Source organism: Armatimonadota bacterium (assembly GCA_031460175.1).
Classification (GTDB): Bacteria; Sysuimicrobiota; Sysuimicrobiia; order Sysuimicrobiales; family Sysuimicrobiaceae; genus Sysuimicrobium; species Sysuimicrobium tengchongense.
Genome location: JAVKGW010000005.1, coordinates 103,321 through 119,118, shown reverse-complemented (window position 1 = coordinate 119,118; position 15,798 = coordinate 103,321). Strand labels below are relative to the sequence as shown.

At 69.7% G+C, this 15,798-nt stretch carries 16 protein-coding genes and 3 tRNA genes; 2 read left to right on the top strand and 17 right to left on the bottom strand.

The window, feature by feature from the left end; all coding sequences use genetic code 11:
* Positions 1-71 precede the first annotated feature (71 nt).
* The 4 genes from QN206_08295 to QN206_08280 form a co-directional block, all read right to left on the bottom strand.
* Positions 72-566: a peroxiredoxin gene (locus QN206_08295; GenBank protein MDR7614807.1), complete on the bottom strand. Its 495-nt coding sequence runs from the start codon at positions 564-566 to the stop codon at positions 72-74.
* A 64-nt stretch (positions 567-630) separates the two neighbouring features.
* Complete coding sequence (locus QN206_08290; GenBank protein MDR7614806.1) at positions 631-1,908, bottom strand: MFS transporter; 1,278 nt, start codon at positions 1,906-1,908, stop codon at positions 631-633.
* 178 nt (positions 1,909-2,086) lie between these two features.
* Positions 2,087-2,162 (bottom strand) — tRNA-Arg (locus tag QN206_08285).
* Between the two features lie 223 nt (positions 2,163-2,385).
* Positions 2,386-2,462 (bottom strand) — tRNA-Arg (locus QN206_08280).
* Positions 2,463-2,496: 34 nt separating this feature from the next.
* Here QN206_08280 and QN206_08275 point away from each other — a divergent pair.
* Positions 2,497-2,958 (top strand): hypothetical protein, encoded by a 462-nt coding sequence (locus tag QN206_08275; GenBank protein MDR7614805.1) that lies wholly within the window; start codon positions 2,497-2,499, stop codon positions 2,956-2,958.
* Between the two features lie 2 nt (positions 2,959-2,960).
* Here the strand turns inward: QN206_08275 and QN206_08270 are convergent.
* The 8 genes from QN206_08270 to QN206_08235 all read right to left on the bottom strand — a co-directional run bounded on the left by QN206_08270 (position 2,961) and on the right by QN206_08235 (position 10,892).
* Positions 2,961-3,053 (bottom strand) — tRNA-Ser (locus QN206_08270).
* A 46-nt stretch (positions 3,054-3,099) separates the two neighbouring features.
* Positions 3,100-4,455, bottom strand: a complete 1,356-nt coding sequence (locus QN206_08265) for a M20/M25/M40 family metallo-hydrolase (protein MDR7614804.1) — start codon at positions 4,453-4,455, stop codon at positions 3,100-3,102.
* Positions 4,452-5,174 carry a DUF309 domain-containing protein gene (locus QN206_08260; GenBank protein ID MDR7614803.1) on the bottom strand — a complete coding sequence of 241 codons (723 nt, stop codon included), beginning with the start codon at positions 5,172-5,174 and terminating at the stop codon, positions 4,452-4,454. Before QN206_08260 ends, QN206_08265 begins: the two co-directional genes overlap by 4 nt.
* A gap of 53 nt (positions 5,175-5,227) precedes the next feature.
* Positions 5,228-6,523 carry a beta-ketoacyl-ACP synthase II gene (gene fabF, locus QN206_08255; GenBank protein ID MDR7614802.1) on the bottom strand — a complete coding sequence of 432 codons (1,296 nt, stop codon included), beginning with the start codon at positions 6,521-6,523 and terminating at the stop codon, positions 5,228-5,230.
* Positions 6,475-6,951, bottom strand: a complete 477-nt coding sequence (locus QN206_08250) for an SRPBCC family protein (GenBank protein ID MDR7614801.1) — start codon at positions 6,949-6,951, stop codon at positions 6,475-6,477. The genes fabF and QN206_08250 overlap by 49 nt, the downstream gene beginning before the upstream one ends.
* Positions 6,948-8,057 carry an NAD(P)/FAD-dependent oxidoreductase gene (locus tag QN206_08245; protein ID MDR7614800.1) on the bottom strand — a complete coding sequence of 370 codons (1,110 nt, stop codon included), beginning with the start codon at positions 8,055-8,057 and terminating at the stop codon, positions 6,948-6,950. Before QN206_08245 ends, QN206_08250 begins: the two co-directional genes overlap by 4 nt.
* A complete protein-coding gene (locus QN206_08240; protein MDR7614799.1) occupies positions 8,047-8,766 on the bottom strand; it encodes a methyltransferase domain-containing protein in 720 nt (239 codons plus the stop codon). The genes QN206_08245 and QN206_08240 overlap by 11 nt, the downstream gene beginning before the upstream one ends.
* A gap of 56 nt (positions 8,767-8,822) precedes the next feature.
* Positions 8,823-10,892 carry a thioredoxin domain-containing protein gene (locus QN206_08235; protein MDR7614798.1) on the bottom strand — a complete coding sequence of 690 codons (2,070 nt, stop codon included), beginning with the start codon at positions 10,890-10,892 and terminating at the stop codon, positions 8,823-8,825.
* A gap of 182 nt (positions 10,893-11,074) precedes the next feature.
* Here QN206_08235 and QN206_08230 point away from each other — a divergent pair, with 182 nt between their 5' ends.
* Complete coding sequence (locus QN206_08230) at positions 11,075-11,497, top strand: hypothetical protein (GenBank protein MDR7614797.1); 423 nt, start codon at positions 11,075-11,077, stop codon at positions 11,495-11,497.
* A 7-nt stretch (positions 11,498-11,504) separates the two neighbouring features.
* Here QN206_08230 and QN206_08225 read toward each other — a convergent pair whose 3' ends face one another.
* The 5 genes from QN206_08225 to QN206_08205 form a co-directional block, all read right to left on the bottom strand.
* Positions 11,505-11,786 (bottom strand): hypothetical protein, encoded by a 282-nt coding sequence (locus QN206_08225; GenBank protein MDR7614796.1) that lies wholly within the window; start codon positions 11,784-11,786, stop codon positions 11,505-11,507.
* An 18-nt stretch (positions 11,787-11,804) separates the two neighbouring features.
* Entirely contained in the window at positions 11,805-14,024 is a 2,220-nt protein-coding gene (locus tag QN206_08220) for a TRAP transporter fused permease subunit (GenBank protein MDR7614795.1), read from the bottom strand.
* Positions 14,021-14,506 (bottom strand): DUF1850 domain-containing protein, encoded by a 486-nt coding sequence (locus QN206_08215; GenBank protein ID MDR7614794.1) that lies wholly within the window; start codon positions 14,504-14,506, stop codon positions 14,021-14,023. The genes QN206_08220 and QN206_08215 overlap by 4 nt, the downstream gene beginning before the upstream one ends.
* 72 nt (positions 14,507-14,578) lie before the next feature.
* Positions 14,579-14,869 (bottom strand): cytochrome C oxidase subunit IV family protein, encoded by a 291-nt coding sequence (locus QN206_08210; GenBank protein MDR7614793.1) that lies wholly within the window; start codon positions 14,867-14,869, stop codon positions 14,579-14,581.
* A 9-nt stretch (positions 14,870-14,878) separates the two neighbouring features.
* Positions 14,879-15,787: a cytochrome c oxidase subunit 3 gene (locus tag QN206_08205; GenBank protein ID MDR7614792.1), complete on the bottom strand. Its 909-nt coding sequence runs from the start codon at positions 15,785-15,787 to the stop codon at positions 14,879-14,881.
* Between the last annotated feature and the right edge of the window lie 11 nt (positions 15,788-15,798).

The following is a 15,798-nucleotide window of genomic DNA, read 5'->3' as shown; positions in this document are numbered from 1 at the left end:
ACGGCTCCGGAGAGCTTTCGGGATGAACTGCAGGCCAAGAGGAGGTTAAGGGTTGGTGAACCGGGGGGGCGCTACTTCCCCGGACTCCCCGCTCCCAGCTGTTCCACCGCCCGCCGCACCGCCTCGTAGTCCGGCTCCACCCGGGGATCCTCGGAGACCCAACGGTACACCACCACGCCGTCCGGATCCAGGACGAACACCGCCCGCTTGCTCGCTCCCCGCAGCAGTCCCCCCAGCAATCCGTCGTCCTCGATGCCGAAGGCCCGCACCGCCTCGCGGTTGAAGTCGCTCAGAAGCGGAAACGTTAAGCCCTGCTGCTCCGCGAAGGCCTTCAGGGCGAAGGGGCCGTCCACGCTGATCCCCACCACCCGGGCGCCCAGGGCTTCAAAGGTGGAAAGCTGGTCCCGGAAGGTGCACATCTCCCGGGTGCAGACGGGGGTGAAGGCCGCGGGGAAGAAGGCGAGCACGAGAGGTTGACCCCGCAGAGAACTCAGACGCACCGCCTGTCGGTCCCAGCTCACGAGCGTCACATCCGGTGCCCGGTCTCCCACCCGGACCTCAGCCATCCCCTCCCCTCCTTCCGCGAACGGGTTCTGCACGGTTGAAGATCTCCCAGGACGCTGACCTCCGTCAATCCCCTGCGTCCGCGGCACCGCGGGGAACGGCCCTTGCCGGGAGCAGGGAGTTGGTCCGGGCGGCCGCGGCGATGCACCCGAGCGGGATGCCCGCGCTCAGGACCAGGACCGCCCCCACGGGCCCGAGTCCGGATTGCCCCAACAGTGCGGCACCGAGCATGGGAAACCCCACCACCCCCACCCGCGCCACCAGCTCCGCCACCCCGAAGCGCCTTCCCCGCTCCCCGGCGGTGGAGAGGTCGGAGAGGAGGGCGGTGGAGGCCACCACGCCTCCGGACCACCCCACTCCTACGAGGAAGAGGAAGAGGGTGGCCGTCCAGTACTCCCCCGCGGCCACAGACCCGAAGGTGGAGAGCGCGATGACCATAAGAGATCCCGCCATTACGGGGAGCCGGCCCAGCCGGTCCGCGACCGCTCCGAGGGGGCGCCCGAAGGCGAACATCCCGATGCTGTGGAGGGTAATGGCCCACACGATCTCGGAGACCCCGTGCCCGTGGGCACGCATGGCCACAGGCGCGATGGCCATGGAGAGGGTCATGATCCCCCAGCTGGCCGCGTAGGCGGTGATGGCGGCGGCAAGGCCCCAGGCATTCGCGGGGGTGTTCGGGGAGGCGGCGGTTCCCTCCGTATCCGTGCGCTCCAGGTACTGGCGGGCCACCTCTCTGGGATCCGGCCGGAGCAGGCGCATGAGGGGCAGGATCCCCGTCTGCAACGCCGCCGCGCCGAACCATGTCCACGCGATGGCGGAGACCTCGTTCCGCCAGACCCGGACGAGGGAAGAGGAGAGCAGGGGGGAGATCAAAGCACCCACCACGCTCCCCATGAGGAGATGGCCCACGGCCCTGCCCCGTTCCTCCGGGGGGTGGAGGTCCGCGGCCGCCACGGACAGCTGTCGCAGGGGCGCGGAGAGGGCCCCGAACAGGAGGACCGCCCCTAGAAATCCCCAAAGGTGGTGCGCCTGGAAGGTCCATCCGACCAGGGCTGCGGCGAGGGCGGAGAGAAAGCCGCTGGTGGCGAAGATCGGTCCTCGCCCCACCCGGTCCATCCAGCGGCCCGCGGGGTAAGCGGTGAGGATCTGCCCGAGCCCGCTGAGGCTCAGGGCGAGTCCCGTGGCGGCCACGGTACCCGTCAGGTGCAGGAGCATCACCCCGCCCAGGGCGGGCATGAGCTGGAAGGTGGCCACCGATAGGGCCTGGGCCCAGAAGAGGAGGCGCATGTGCCGCCGCGCCAGTTGCGCCCGGCCGGTTGGGGTTTCCGGTGGGGAGATGGCCATGCCTGCGGTCCTCCGGGCAAACCTCACCGGGAGGAGTTCGGCTTTCCGGACCGGGATCCTGCTCGGGATGCGTGCCGGAGGCGGAGGAAACGGGGACCCGTGACCACCGTGAGCATGCACAACACCGCAAGGCCCCGGTGGCGGTACCTTCACGGTGCAGGTGCGAGTCCCGGGAGGCTGGCGGGCCCGGAGGGAATCGAACCCCCGACCTGAGGCTTAGGAGTCCCCTGCTCTATCCACTGAGCTACGGGCCCGATCCGGGGCGAATTATAACACGGGGAGGGTCTCCCCGGGACTACGAAGACGACTCCTCCGACCGTGGCATCGAGGTCTCCTCGAGGACCTGGAGGAGAGTTGCTTCTCTGGACGGGCTGGATCCCGGCGGAAGCGCTTCCGGGGTCCGTGCGGAACTCCTCCCGGGGCCGGACTCGTAGCCGGAGGAGACCCTGCGACCGGCCTGGAGGGGATATGGGAAGGTGGCGCGCCCGGAGGGACTCGAACCCCCAACCTTCTGATCCGTAGTCAGATGCTCTATCCAATTGAGCTACGGGCGCAGCCGGCCGTTATTTTAGCAGCGGGGTGGAACGGTTGTCCACGAGGTTCGGATCCGCCTTGGTCGCGGCCCTGGCGATCCTCCCGGTGATCCCGGCCGCGTTCCTCATCGTCCCCGGCCAGCGGGTGGGCCCCGTCGTTCTCGGCATGCGGGTGGTCCAGGTGTTCCAGCACCTGGGTCCCCCGGCCGGGCGGGCCGGATCCGAGGGGGGCGGCAAATTCTTCTGGCCGCAGCGGGGGATCACGGTGCGGGTGGACTCCGCAGGGCATGTGGACACCATCTTCGTGGAGCACCCACGGTACCGCACCGCACAGGGGATCGGCGTGGGGAGCGGGTTGGAGGAGGTTTTACGGGCCTTCGGTCCTACCCACCAAGCCCAGGAGGATCGGAGCACCCTGGTCCTCGCCTATCCGGGTCTGGGGATCTCATTCGCCCTGGATAAGTCCCGGGGGGAACGCGTTCAGATGGTGGTGGTGTACCGGCCGATGAGACCCTAAGCTGGCGGAGGGGGTGGGATTCGAACCCACGGGCGGGGTTTTTGCCCCGCCACGGTTTAGCAAACCGCCGCCTTGGACCGCTCGGCCACCCCTCCGGGCCGCCCCCATGATAGGGAGGGAGCGGGGGAAAGTCAAACGCCCCTATGGGGCCCCGTACCGTTCCAGGATGAGGGCGATGTGCTTGATGCCCTCCACGTAGTCCCGGATGCGGATGTTCTCGTTGGGGGCGTGTACGTTGGCTCCGGGATACCCGATTCCCGTGCCCACAACAGGGGTGCCGAACCTCCCGCACACCACGTCCATGGGCCCCGTGGCGGCCATGAGGGGGAAGATGAGGGGATCCCGCCCGTACACCTCCCGGGCCGTAGCGGCCACCACCCGCACGATCTCCGCATCCATGGGCGCGCGGGCAGGATCCTCCATGCCGAGATCTGTCACCTGGATGTCTGCGAACCCGTGCCGCGCGAGGTGCGCCCGCAGCTTCCGAAGGATGTCCTGCGCCCTCTGATTGGGCACAAGCCGGAACTCCACCTTTGCCCGGGCCACCCTGGGGAGCACGGTTTTGGATCCGGGACCGGAGTAGCCGCCGGTGAGCCCGCAGATGGTGCAGGTGGGCTGGAAGAGGTGCCGCTTCAGGAGCTCCACCCCGCTCAGTCCCAGGAGGTACTGGTCCAATCCCAGGTCTCGCAGCAGGGCCGCGTCGTCCCGGGTGGATGCGATCCGCTCCAGCTGGGTGAGATCCTCCGGGGTAGGCTCCGCCACGTCGTCGTAAAATCCCTCGATGCGGATGCGCTCCTCCTCGTCCTTTAGGGTGGAAAGCGCCCACACGAGTCGCCAGGCAGGGTTGGGGACGATGGTGCCGAGGGAGGAGTGGAGGTCGCGGACTGCCCCCCGGGCCTCCAGCTCCACGTACACGATCCCCTTCGCGCCCAGGTACAGGTTGGGGATCTCCTGGTGGTCTTTGCCCCCGGACTCCCACAGGCACCCGTCCGCCCGGAAGAGCTCCGGGTGGCGTTCCGCATACTCCGATAGGTGCACGCTCCCGATCTCCTCCTCCCCCTCCACCAGGAACTTCACCGTCACCGGCACCCGTCCCGTGACCTCCCGCAGAGCCCGGACCGCGCACATGCGGGCCACCAGGTTCCCCTTGGTGTCCGCCACCCCGCGGCCGTAGATCCGGTCCCCCCGCACCTCCGCGGCGAAGGGATCGCAGATCCACTCCTCCAGCGGCTCCGGAGGCTGGACGTCGTAGTGCTCGTAGATGAGCAGCGTCTTGGCGGAAGTGCCGGAGACCTCTCCGTACACGAGCGGGGCCGCACCCGGAAGCCGCAGCACTTCCACCCGGGCGCCGATCTCCCGGAGCATCTCCGCCACCAGCTCCGCGCACGCCTCGATCCCGATCCCCTGGGCCGCCACGCTGGGCTGACGCACCAGCCGCTGCAGGGCGGCGATGTACGTCTGGGCGTTGCGCTCGATGTGCTCGAATACCCGCTTCATGCTCCCTCCCCCGGTCCCAGGGGTCGCTCCGATTGTACGACGATCCGGGGAGGGTCCGCCGACGCCCCCTGCTGGAACCGATCCTCCCAAGAGGCCAGGATCGCCCACGCGCGCTCCACCTCCATCCCTCGATAGCCGGGACGGTACGCCGTGAGCTTGGAAAGTCCGCGGCGCAGCAAGGCCAGGGCTCCGCGCCGGTTACCCTTCTCGTGGTGGTAGAAGGCGGCCGCCACCTGGATGAGTCCGTGGTAGAAATCGCGGCCGTCCGGACCTGCCGCGCGCCACAGACCCTCGAAGTACTCGTGGCACGAGAAGTACAGCCCGAAGTCGAAGAGCACAAGACCCCGGTACAGATCGTCTGGCAGATCCCCCACCTCCGGGTGGCGGAGGAGGTGTGCGGTGACCCGGTAGAGTCGGAGGGTCTGTGTGCGGAAGTACGGCCAGAAGGGGCGGTAGGGCCGCGGGAGCCCGATCCGACGGCTTCCCCGCCACAGGAGCCGTCGTCCCACGAGGGAAGTGAGATCCCGCTGCCGCACCCTCCACCCCAGCGGGGCCGCGAGGAGACGAGCGGTGGACTGCACCCGAAAGAGCGATACCGCCTCCCCCGCGACGGCCACCTGCGCGTACCCCGCGAGCCACACCACGAATCGGGCCTGGGCGGGATCGCGGACCGCCTGGAGGGTGAGTTCGCTCAGCGCGTGTTTGAGACGGACGTACATTCCATCCGTAGCCTAAACGCCCGCGCGAATCCGGGAAACTTGACAGGGAAGGGTTACCGTCTCTCGGGCAGGGGGACCGGGGGTCGTCCGAACACCAGGCAGGCGTTGATCCCGCCGAACCCGAAGGAGTTGTTGAGGATGTGGTGCACCCGGACGAACCTTCCGCGGCCCGGCACGTAGTCGAGGTCGCACGCGGGGTCCGGTTCTTCGAGGTTGATGGTGGGCGGCACGTAGTCCCGAAAAAGGCTCAACAGGCAGATGGCGGCCTCCACGGCACCCGCGGCGCCTAGTGGATGCCCGTGCATGGACTTGGTGCCGCTGATGGGGATCCGGTACGCGTGCGGGCCGAAGACCTCTTTGATGGCCCGGGTTTCCGTCACGTCGTTGAGGGGGGTGCTGGAAGCGTGCGCGTTGATGTGGTCAATCTCTTCCGGATAGACCCCCGCGTCGGCGAGGGCAAGCCGCATGGCCCGGGCCGCCTGGGCACCCGTCGGGAGCGGCGCGGTCATGTGGTAGGCGTCGTTCGTGGTGCCGTACCCCAGGACCTCCCCGTAGATGCGGGCGCCTCGGGCCAGGGCATGCTCCAGGCGTTCCAGCACCAGGACGGCCGCCCCCTCCGCCATCACGAACCCGTCCCGGCCGCGGTCAAAGGGGCGACTGGCACGGGCGGGATCGTGGTTAAACCGCGTAGACATGGCCCGCAGGAGGTCAAAGGCCCCGAAGATGAGGGGCGTGAGGGGCACCTCCACCCCGCCCGCCAGCATGAGGTCCACCTCGCCGTCGCGCACGAGCCGCATGGCCTCCCCGATGGCGATGGTCCCGGAGGCGCAGGAGTCGCTGTTGGCGCTCGTGGGACCCGTGATCCCCAGGTCCAGGGCGATGTTGCAGCTGGCGGCCCCGCCGAAGACGGACACCGCCAGGGTCGGCCGTACCCGCCGGATTCCCTCCCGGAGATAAATGCGGGCCTGCTCCTCCGCGAACGCGGCTCCACCCAGGGCGGTCCCGATGAAGACCCCCACCCGATCCCGGTCTACGGCCTCCAGGTCCAGGCCCGCGTCCGCCACCGCCTGACGGGCGCAGACCACCGCGAACTGGGCGAACCGATCGAGCCGCTTCCCCTGCTTGGGATCCAGGAACGCCGCGGGGTCGAAGTCCGCCACCTCCGCGGCCACCTGACTGGCGAACGGGGAGGCGTCGAACCGTTCAAGCCGCCGCACCCCCGACCGGCCCTCCAGGATCCCGCGAAAGAGCCCCTCCACGCCGATCCCGATGGGGGTGACGGCGCCGATCCCCGTGACCACTACCCGGTGCCTGCCCGTCTTCCCGCTCCTCTCCGCCGCTCCGCCCATGCCCGCACGGCCTCCAGGGTTCTCCGGGCGATGAAGTCCAGGAACACGGGTCCCACGATCCGCTCCGCGGCCCACCGGCCCACCAGCGGCCAAGACAGCGTGAGGTCGTGCACGAGCACCACCCGCGTCCCTTCCCCGTCCGGCTCGAACTGCCACGCCACGACCATCCCGCGGGTGATCCCGCGGAGGTGCCGGAAGACGATGCGGCGGCCAGGTTCATCGGCCTCCTGCACCGCCACCCACCGGGCGGGCCAGCCCCGGATGCATCCGGCCATGGCAAAGGTCAGGCGATCCTGCGTCCGCTCCAGGATCCGGCACCGCCGGTAGGCGGGCAGAAGCCGCGGCCAGCGCTCCACGTCCCGGACGAGGTCGAAGACCGCCCCGAGGGGCGCCCGGATGCGGGCGGTGTGCACGAGGCGCACGGTCACCTTCCTCCCACCACTCCCAGCAGCCAGGAGGCGAGGGTTGGGGAATCCACCAGGCACCGCATGAACCGGCGCGCGAGCCCGCGCCGCACCCCCCACTGCAGGATCCGGGCGATGGCCCACATGCGGCGGAAGGCCTTTCGCCGGATCTGATCGTAGTCCGCAAGCGCCCGCAGGTCCTGCGTCCGCAGGAATCGGTCAATGAAGCCAGCGGCGAGCTCGGCACTCCGAAGCGCCAGATATACGCCCTGGCCCGTCATGGGGTCCACGGTGCCCGCGGCGTCGCCGACGAGGAGGATGCCTGGAGCCCACGCCCGTCGCACCGTGAACCCGAGGGGGCTCACGCACGCGAAGGGCGCGACCGGCCGGACGTTCCGCATGAGGCGGCGCAGCACGGGAAGTTCTGCGCACGCCCCCGCAAAGGCCGCGCGGGGATCCCGGGCCTCCCGCATCCTCCTCTGGGGCAGAGCCGCCACCACGTTCCCCACGCCGTTGCCGTAGAGTGCCGCCCCCACGTACCACCCGGGTCCCACGTGGAGGTCTCCGCGCGGATGGTCGCACGCGATCCCCTCGAAGCATGCCCCTACGGTGGTGTAGGCGTGGGCCGGAGGCCGCAGCCGTTGGAGGGATCGAGCCACCGCGGAGTGCAGGCCATCCGCTCCCACCACCAGCCGGGCCCGGAGGGGGAAGACGCGGTTTTGCCCACGGGCCGAGACAACAGGCGGACTGCCCGGAGCGGCCGCATCCACCCGGACACCTTCCAGCAGTTCTGCGCCGATGCGCACCGCCTCCTGGACCAGGAGGTGGTCGAGCCGGACCCGCGGCACCAGCAGGCCGAACCCGGAGGGAAACGGCGCCCACCCGGAGGTGCCGTCCGGGCCCGTGAGGAGGATTCCGTGGATCCGCACGCCCGCCGCCTGTATCCGCGCCCCGAGGCCGAGCCGTGCCAGCAGCCGCACCGCACCCGGATTCAGGTACTCGCCGCACGGCTTCGGCCGGGGAAAGTGCGCCCGATCCACGAGCCGCACATGCCAGCCGAACCGGCGCAGGTGGATCGCCAGGCTGCTCCCCGCGGGCCCGGCCCCCACCACCAGGACATCAGCGTCCATCCCGCTCCTCCGGCCAGCGTACGATCACGCCCCGTTGGAACCGGTGGCGCCGAACCTCGGCGTTCCGAAGTCCTGCCGCGCGGACGAGGGCCTCGAGTTCCTCCAGGGTGTATGCCCGCAGGACGGATAAGGGGCCGTCGTGACGGCTCAGACGGCTGCGGCCCAGGATCCACGTGTCCGCCAGCACGCCGAGATACGCGGCCCAGGTGCGCAGCACGTCGTGCACCACGTACCCGCCCGCGGCCACCCGGTCCACCTCCCGCAGTACCCGGACCGCGTCCGCCCAGCAGAAGTGGTGGAGGGCGAGCCCGCAGAACACCACGTCCACGCTCCGGTCTGCAAGCGGGAGGGCCCGCGCGTCCGCCCGCACCAGGATCACCTCCGGGACGCCTTCGAGGAGCGCCCGGGCCACCGCCAGGATCTCCGGGTGGATGTCCACGGCGAGGATCCGGAGGGGGATTCCCCGCGCGCGGGCCCACCGGACCATCTCCGCGGGCATGTCCCCGCTTCCCGTGGCCACATCGAGGATGCGAAGAGGACGGTGTGGGATGCGGCGGCTGAACGCCTCGAGATGGGACAGGACCAGGGTCCGACCCCCATACCACCGGTTCACCCGCCGGATGTCCGCGAGCAGGCCCGCGAACGCCACCGGGTCCTGGGCGGGGCCGTCGAGAAACTCCCGGGCCTCGATCCTGGGCGGCGCCCTCACTCGGAGGACAGGATGAACCGCGTTCGCAACGGAACCGTAACGACGCTCGGGCCGCGTCAGGGGTGGCGTTGCGGCTGCCGGAGGACCTCCCGGAGGGGTTCCGGATCAAAGGTGGGGGGCCGGCAGGAAACCCCCAGGCACACGAAGGCCGCGGCCCGACCGCCCGCGTGTTGGGCCATCGGCTGGACCGGAGGGGGGAGCGCCTCATCCGGCGCCCGCCAGCTCACCAGTTTGTCCGGGTGGAAGGTGTACCAGGCGGCCTCGAACAGGGCTCGGGCCTGCGGGTCCTCCCGGCCACCCACCACCACCACGTGGACGCCGGGCTGGAGGTGGCGGCAGAGGGCCAGACAGTAGGTGGCGGCGAAGTACCCGTGGGCCGAGGCGGGACGGGCAAACACCTCCAGCACCTCCTCGCTCCGCTCCCGGTAGCGAGCTTCCCCCGTGAGGAGTGCGAGGTCCTGCAGGAACAGGGCCGCGGCGGCGTTCCCGCCGGGAGTCGGGGCGTCCTGCAGGGGCTTGTAGGGGATGGCGAGGGCGGGATCCCGCGCGGCGTCGCGGGGGACGTCGAAGTAGCCGCCTTCTGCGGGATCCCAGTACGCCCGGTCCAGCAGCTCCGCGATCCCCCGTGCGGCGTGCAGGAAGCCGGGATCCGAGGTGTACTGATACGCCGCCAGCAGCGCCCGCCCCATGTGCACTTGGTCGTCCAGGGTGCGGGGGCCGTCTGGAGCGTGGAGGGCGTGCGGGAACCCGAGACCCTCGCGGTAGCCTTCCCGGAGGAACCGCCGGAGGGCCCGCAGGCCCGCCTCCCCCAGACGCGGGTCCCTCAGCACCTGGTGGGCCAGCAGAAGCGCCTGGATGGCCATCCCGTTCCAGCTGGCGTAGAGGGTGCGGTCCACCGCAGGGGCAGGCCGTTGAGCCCGCGCGGCCCGCAGCTTTGCCACCGCGTGGGCCAGGAGGGTCTCCACCCGCTCAGCAGCGAGGCCGAGATTCCGGGCGATCTCCGGAACGTCCTGGGCGATCCACAGGACGTTGCGGCGGGGATCATGCCGCATCTCCCCGACCTCGTGCAGATCGAACCGCAGCCGCACGATCTCCAGCTCCTCGGGATCCAGGACCGCGGCCGCCTCCTCCAGGGTCCAGGTGAAGAAGTCCCCGTCGTCCCCGGGGCCCACATCCGCGTCCTGGCTTGCGCCGAATCCGCCGTGGGGATCCTGGAGCACGTCCAGCAGGAAGGCTGCCGTGTCCTGCGCCACCTCCCGGAAGTCCGTGTGATCCAGGGCCGCGGCGGCCCGGGCGTAGGTGGAAAGCAGCGCCGCGTTGTCGTAGAGCATCTTCTCGAAGTGGGGCACGCACCAACGGGCATCCGTGCTGTACCGGTGGAAGCCCCCGCCCAGCTGATCGCGAATTCCGCCCCGGGCCATGGCCTCCAGGGTGCGGGTCACCACCGTCTCCATCCAGCCCTCCCGGCGGGACCACCACAGGTGCAACAGCAGGTCCAAGACCGGCGCGTGCGGGAACTTGGGCGCGGACCCGAATCCGCCGTACCGCACATCGAAGGCCCGACTGGCTTCATCCAGGCACCGATCCACCAGCTCCCAGGAGAGGGACTCGCGGCCCGTGGCGGCCTGGGCCCGGCGCAGGTCCTCCACCAGGCGCTTGGCAAACGCCACGGTGCGGTCCCGCTCCTTCCGGTACGTCTCCACCACCTGCTGCAGGATCCGCTTCAGCCCCGGGAGTCCGTACCGATCCTCCTTGGGGAAGTAGGTGCCGCCGTAGAAGACGTGTCCCTCGGGGGTGAGGAAGGCGGTGAGGGGCCAACCGCCCTGCCCCGTGAGGGCGCTGACGGCGTTCTGGAACCGGATGTCGAGATCCGGCCGCTCATCCCGGTCCACCTTGACGGGGACGAAGTGCTGGTTGATGAAGGCGGCGATTTCAGGATCCTCGTAGGACTCGTGATCCATCACGTGGCACCAGTGGCACCAAGCGGCCCCGATGTCCAGCAGGATGGGTTTGTCCTCGCGGCGCGCCCGCTCGAAGGCCTCCTCGCTCCAGGGGTACCAGTCCACGGGCTGGTGCGCCGCGGCCCGCAGGTAAGGGCTTTTGACATGCGTCAGCCGGTTCGCCATGCGCTTATTGTACCCCGCACCTCGGCCGGGAGCCACAGGAGGTCTGCTCAGAATTCTCTGCATTTGGATTCCCCGGAAACATTTCTCGAAATCAAGGAGGGACAGGCGGTTATCCGTGGCGTACTAAATGGGAAGGCAGCCACGGTGAATATCTATGCACGATCCTGGATGGGAGGTCGGCCATGGGGATCTACTACTGGTGTGACGAGGTGCCCATCAGGCCGGAGGGTGCCGAGGAGGCCGAGTCCCTGATCGCCCGCCACGGCCTGGGGGGGTGCGTGCGGGTCTGGAGGGGCGAGGGGGAGGCGGCGGTGATCGTCTCCGGCGACAGCTACGGCTGGTCCACGTGCGAGCGAATTGATGGACTGCTCCACGACCTCGCCGCCCGAGGTCTGCTGGCCGAGGAGGTGATCTTCGTCCCCTACCAGTTCGACACCTGCCGGGGCTACACCATCCTGCGCAACGGCACGGGCCTTATCGGTTCCGTGGACACGGGGGCCCTCATCCTGGAGGCCCCGTACCTCCCGCCGGGAGAGCACCAGATCACGGTCCGGGTCTTCGCGGACGGGAAAGGACGGGCCATCTTCCTCCCTTCGGAGCGGTGACCTCCGGCTAGCGCGGCGGCCGGAGCTGCAGGTAGCGGAGGCGCAGATCCGCGATGTGCATGAGGAGCTCTCCCAGGGTTTCTCCGGGCAGTTTTCCCTGAAGGAGCTCCACCAGGGCGCTCGCAGCGTCCATGGCGAGGCGCGCCTGGTCCGGGTCCGCCGGCCCCTTCTCCGGGGAGAGGCCGAGATGGAGGCGGGCTTTGTGCAGGAGGAGCTCCGCACACCAGGCCACCACCTCGGAGGCGGTGGCGGATTCCAGGGGAGCCAGAGGACTCAGGTCCTCTTCCACGGTGCTCGCCTCCTTCGTTTAAGGATGCGAACCGCCCCGCTGGGGGGCCGGTTGGGGCCGGGTAACCCACTGGATCAGGAGGACGGCCCCGAGGCCTCCCGCGGCCACCAGGTCCAGGGCGGCGGCCGGGTAGATGAGCAGTAGGCCACACAGGGCGAGGACCAACCGTTCCGGCCAGGAAGTCCGGCGCAGGAGCCACCCGTTCACCGCGGCGCTGAGGCTTATGAGCCCCAGGAGGGCGGTGAGGATGACCTTCGCGGTGACCTCCCAGGGGGCGTGGAGCAGCAGGCCCATCCCATCCGGGTGCACGGTGAACATGAAGGGTACCACGAAGGCGGGCAGGGTGTACTTCCACGCCATGAGCATGGTGCGGAAGGCGTTTCCGCCCGTGAGGGCGGAGGCCGCGAGGGGGCTCAATCCCACGGGCGGGGACACCTCCGAGAGGATGGCATAGTAAAAGATGAACATGTGGGCCGCCAGCTCATGGACGCCCAGGCGGATGAGGGCGGGAGCGATGATGGCCGCGGCGATGATGTACGTGGCGGTGATGGGCAGGGCCAGTCCCAGGATCCACAGAGCGATCCCCGAGTAGAGCAGGGTGGGCAGCAGCTGACCCCGGGCCAGGTCCACGATGATGCCCGAGAGCTTGAGCCCGAGCCCCGTGAGGGTGATGACCCCCACGATGATCCCGGCCACCGCGCAGGTCACCGCCACGGTGATCACCTGCTTGGTGCCGTTCACGAGGGCGGCCACCAGGGGGGCACCGCTCACCTCCCATGCCCCCAGCCTCCGGAAGGCGAGGGGTTGGGGACGCAGGGGTTCTCCCGTGTACGGCTCCCTCCACGCCCGCTCCGCGGCGGCGCCCAGGGCCGCGCCGAGAGCCATGCATAGGGTCGCCGCCGGGAGGGACGGCAGGGCAAGGAGGCTCCGGAGGGCCGGGACGAGGAGAAGGGCCAGGGCCGCTCCCAGGATCCCCCCGAGGATCCTGCGGGTCCCCGGGGGCCAGGGTGCGGCTCCGGGGGCACGCCGCACGGCCACCAGGGCGGTCTCAGGACGGAGGAGGCTGGTGAGGGCCGTGGTCACGATGCACCAGAACACCGCGGCGATGGCGGTGAACCCCCGCACCATGAAGAGGGGGATGAGGACCAGAGAGGCCAGCAGGTACCAGTAGCGGCCCGCAAGCCGCCAGGGGTTCTCCGCCCGGATTTCCACCTGTCGGAGGCCGAACCGCCGGGCATCCAGCTCGATCATGAGGAGGATGGAGAAGTAGTACAGCAACGTGGGGACGATGGCGAGCACCATCACCTGCAGGTAGGAGATCTTCAGGATCTCCGCGATGATGAAGGCCGCGGCCCCCAGGATGGGCGGGGAGATCACGGCGCCGATGCCGCCCGCGGACAGCAACCCTCCCGCGGACTCCGGGTCGTAGCCGCTGCGGCGCAGCAGGGGGTACGCGATGGCTCCCACGGTCACCGTGGTGGCCACCCCGCTTCCGGAGGGCCCGCCCAGGAGGAAGGAGGCCACCGTCACCGCCTGGCCCGCCCCCGCGCGCCGCCGGCCCATGAGGGCGAAGGCCAGGTCCACAAAGTACTTCCCGGCTCCGGACTGCTCGAGGAACGACCCGTAGAGGGTGAACAGGATGATGAAGCTGGCGGAGACGTCCAGCGGGATCCCGAAGATCCCCTCCAGCCCCACGTACAGGTGGCCGATCACCCGGTGGAGGTCATACCCCCGATGGGTCCACGGTTCCGGGAGAAGGGGACCGTAGAAGGCGTAGAGGAGGAAGGCGACCGCGAGGATCACGAGGGGCCAGCCCGTGGTCCGTCGGGTGGCCTCCAGGATCGTGAGGAGGGTGAGGGTGCCGAAGAGGAGGTCATAGAGGTTGGGGACCACCTGACGGTACACGAAGTGCTCGAAATCCCAGAACACCCACCCCAGGCCAAGGACGGAGAGGAGCACCAGGAGCCAGTCCAAGGGGTGCACGCGGTGCCGCGCTCCCCTCCACCCGGGATACAGCAGGAAGGTGAGCACGAGAACGAGAAGCAGGTGGCGGGTGAGGTGGAGCTGGCGGATGTAGGGCGCCTGGGCGGCCCACAGGTGGTAGAGGGAGCCGGCGAGGGCGAGGAGCGTTACCAGCCACCCCACGGGGCCGGGGAGTTTGCGGGTGGCTCCCTCGAACCGCTCGATGAGTTCCTCGACCTCAGATTGCACAGGCTGCGCGGCCTGCACCTCGGTCATCGTCCCTTCCCGTAATCCCGTAGCCGGTTCCAGACTAGCCGCACCGCCGGGAGGGACACAACCCGGAGCCGGATCCGGTGTCCCTCCCGCCCGGCCGCCAGGGGAATGGCGCGGCCACCCACCACCAGCGTCCGCTCTCCCAGGGACGTGGCGCGCACCACCAGCTCGCCCACGGGCAACTTCAATCCCTCCACGATTCCCCCTCCCGTCCGGTACCGGATCCGCCGCGGAAGCCCGTAGTACTCCAGGGCGGCCTCCCGCTCCGCCTCCACCGCCACGAGGACGAGTCCTTCCCGGCCGATCCGGAAATGCTCCCACACCCGTCCGCCGTAGAGGGAGTGGCGGTAGCGGAGGTGGAGGGTCTGCCCGGGGCCTACCGGGAAGATCCCCATCACCTCCGGTCCGTCGAGATCCTGGACGAGGAGCGCGGGAACCGGCCACAGGGCCGCGATGAGGATCACGAGGGCCCCGAGCAGGCCCATGCGCCGGGCTCGGGGAGAGGGGCAGATGGGGGCGATCCGGGGAGAGCGTGCAGGGGACGCCTCACCCATCCCCTAGAACGCGAGGGCGTCCATGCCCACCACCGCGAACAGGGCCAGGAGGAGGATGGCGATGGGAAGGCTGAAGATGGCGGTCACCACGGGGCGCTCGTACCGGAGGTGCATGAAGTACGCCATGATGAGGGCCGCCTTGAGGACGGCGAGCCCCACGAGACCCGTGATGAGGACCCCTCGGGGAAGATGGACGAGGGTGATCCAGATCTCCGCCACGGTGATCACCAGGAGCCAGAACCAGGTGACCGCGTAGATCGCGTATCCGTGTTCCGCGTGCCGCTCCTCCTGCATGGCTTCCTCCTAGTGCGGGGCGGTGGCGAGGACCGCGGGCGGGATCAGGTACATCAGGGTGAACACGAACACCCACACGAGGTCCACGAAGTGCCAGTACAGGCCCGCGATCTCGATGCGCTCCGCGTGGGCTCTCCGATCCACGGGGATCGGGGGGGTCGGGGCTTCCTCCACCACCTCCACCCACTCCACGGGCACCATGTCCGCGGCATTGGGTCCCTTCTCCGGAACCAGCACCACCACCTTCCCCCACTGGGGGTGGGTCTGCTCCACCACGAGCTCCGGCCGCTGGGAGAGGTGCAGCAGGCGCACCCGGGCGCCGGGATCGATTCGCCGGCCCGCCCGATCCCGCAGCGGGCGCTCCCAGGCCTCCAGCATCCGGCGCTCCCGACGCGTCTTGAGGAGCACGGAGGAGAGGTAGAGGACTCCGCTCGTCACGTGCCCGCCGTGGAACCCCGTGATGAGGAAGAAGGAGGCGCTGAAGGCCGGGACCCCCCACGGGTTGCTGGAGAGCCGTGCGCCTTCCCGGATGAAGTGGGTCCACTCCACCGCCTGCATCCCGAGGAAGGTGAGGCCGCCGAGGATGGTCAGCAGGAGGAAGCCCTCCGCGAGGCCTCGGTCCCCCCGACGGGCCGCATGCACCGCCACCGCCATGGTGGCGCTGCTGCAGATGAGGATGAAGGTCATGGTGCCCACGAATCCGATGCGGAAGATCTCCGCGGCGTTGGGCCAGGCCCCAGAACCCATCCGCACCGCGCCGTAGGCGACGAGAAGCCCCCCGAAGGTGAAGGCGTCCGAGAGGAGGAAGATCCACATCATGAACTTCCCCCAGCTCATGCCGAAGGGGGAAACCCCGCCCGCCCAGACGTCCGCGGCCCGCGCCTCCGTGCGTTCTAAGGTTCGAACGGCTTCCGCCACGGCCCGACCTC

Bases quoted from the DNA above. Each gene is read 5' to 3' on its own strand.
- QN206_08295 (MDR7614807.1), bottom strand. From the start codon at position 566: ATGGCTGAGGTCCGGGTGGGAGACCGGGCACCGGATGTGACGCTCGTG.
- QN206_08290 (MDR7614806.1), bottom strand. From the start codon at position 1,908: ATGGCCATCTCCCCACCGGAAACCCCAACCGGCCGGGCGCAACTGGCG.
- QN206_08265 (MDR7614804.1), bottom strand. From the start codon at position 4,455: ATGAAGCGGGTATTCGAGCACATCGAGCGCAACGCCCAGACGTACATC.
- QN206_08260 (MDR7614803.1), bottom strand. From the start codon at position 5,174: ATGTACGTCCGTCTCAAACACGCGCTGAGCGAACTCACCCTCCAGGCG.
- fabF (MDR7614802.1), bottom strand. From the start codon at position 6,523: ATGGGCGGAGCGGCGGAGAGGAGCGGGAAGACGGGCAGGCACCGGGTA.
- QN206_08245 (MDR7614800.1), bottom strand. From the start codon at position 8,057: ATGGACGCTGATGTCCTGGTGGTGGGGGCCGGGCCCGCGGGGAGCAGC.
- QN206_08235 (MDR7614798.1), bottom strand. From the start codon at position 10,892: ATGGCGAACCGGCTGACGCATGTCAAAAGCCCTTACCTGCGGGCCGCG.
- QN206_08230 (MDR7614797.1), top strand. From the start codon at position 11,075: ATGGGGATCTACTACTGGTGTGACGAGGTGCCCATCAGGCCGGAGGGT.
- QN206_08220 (MDR7614795.1), bottom strand. From the start codon at position 14,024: ATGACCGAGGTGCAGGCCGCGCAGCCTGTGCAATCTGAGGTCGAGGAA.
- QN206_08215 (MDR7614794.1), bottom strand. From the start codon at position 14,506: ATGGGCCTGCTCGGGGCCCTCGTGATCCTCATCGCGGCCCTGTGGCCG.
- QN206_08210 (MDR7614793.1), bottom strand. From the start codon at position 14,869: ATGCAGGAGGAGCGGCACGCGGAACACGGATACGCGATCTACGCGGTC.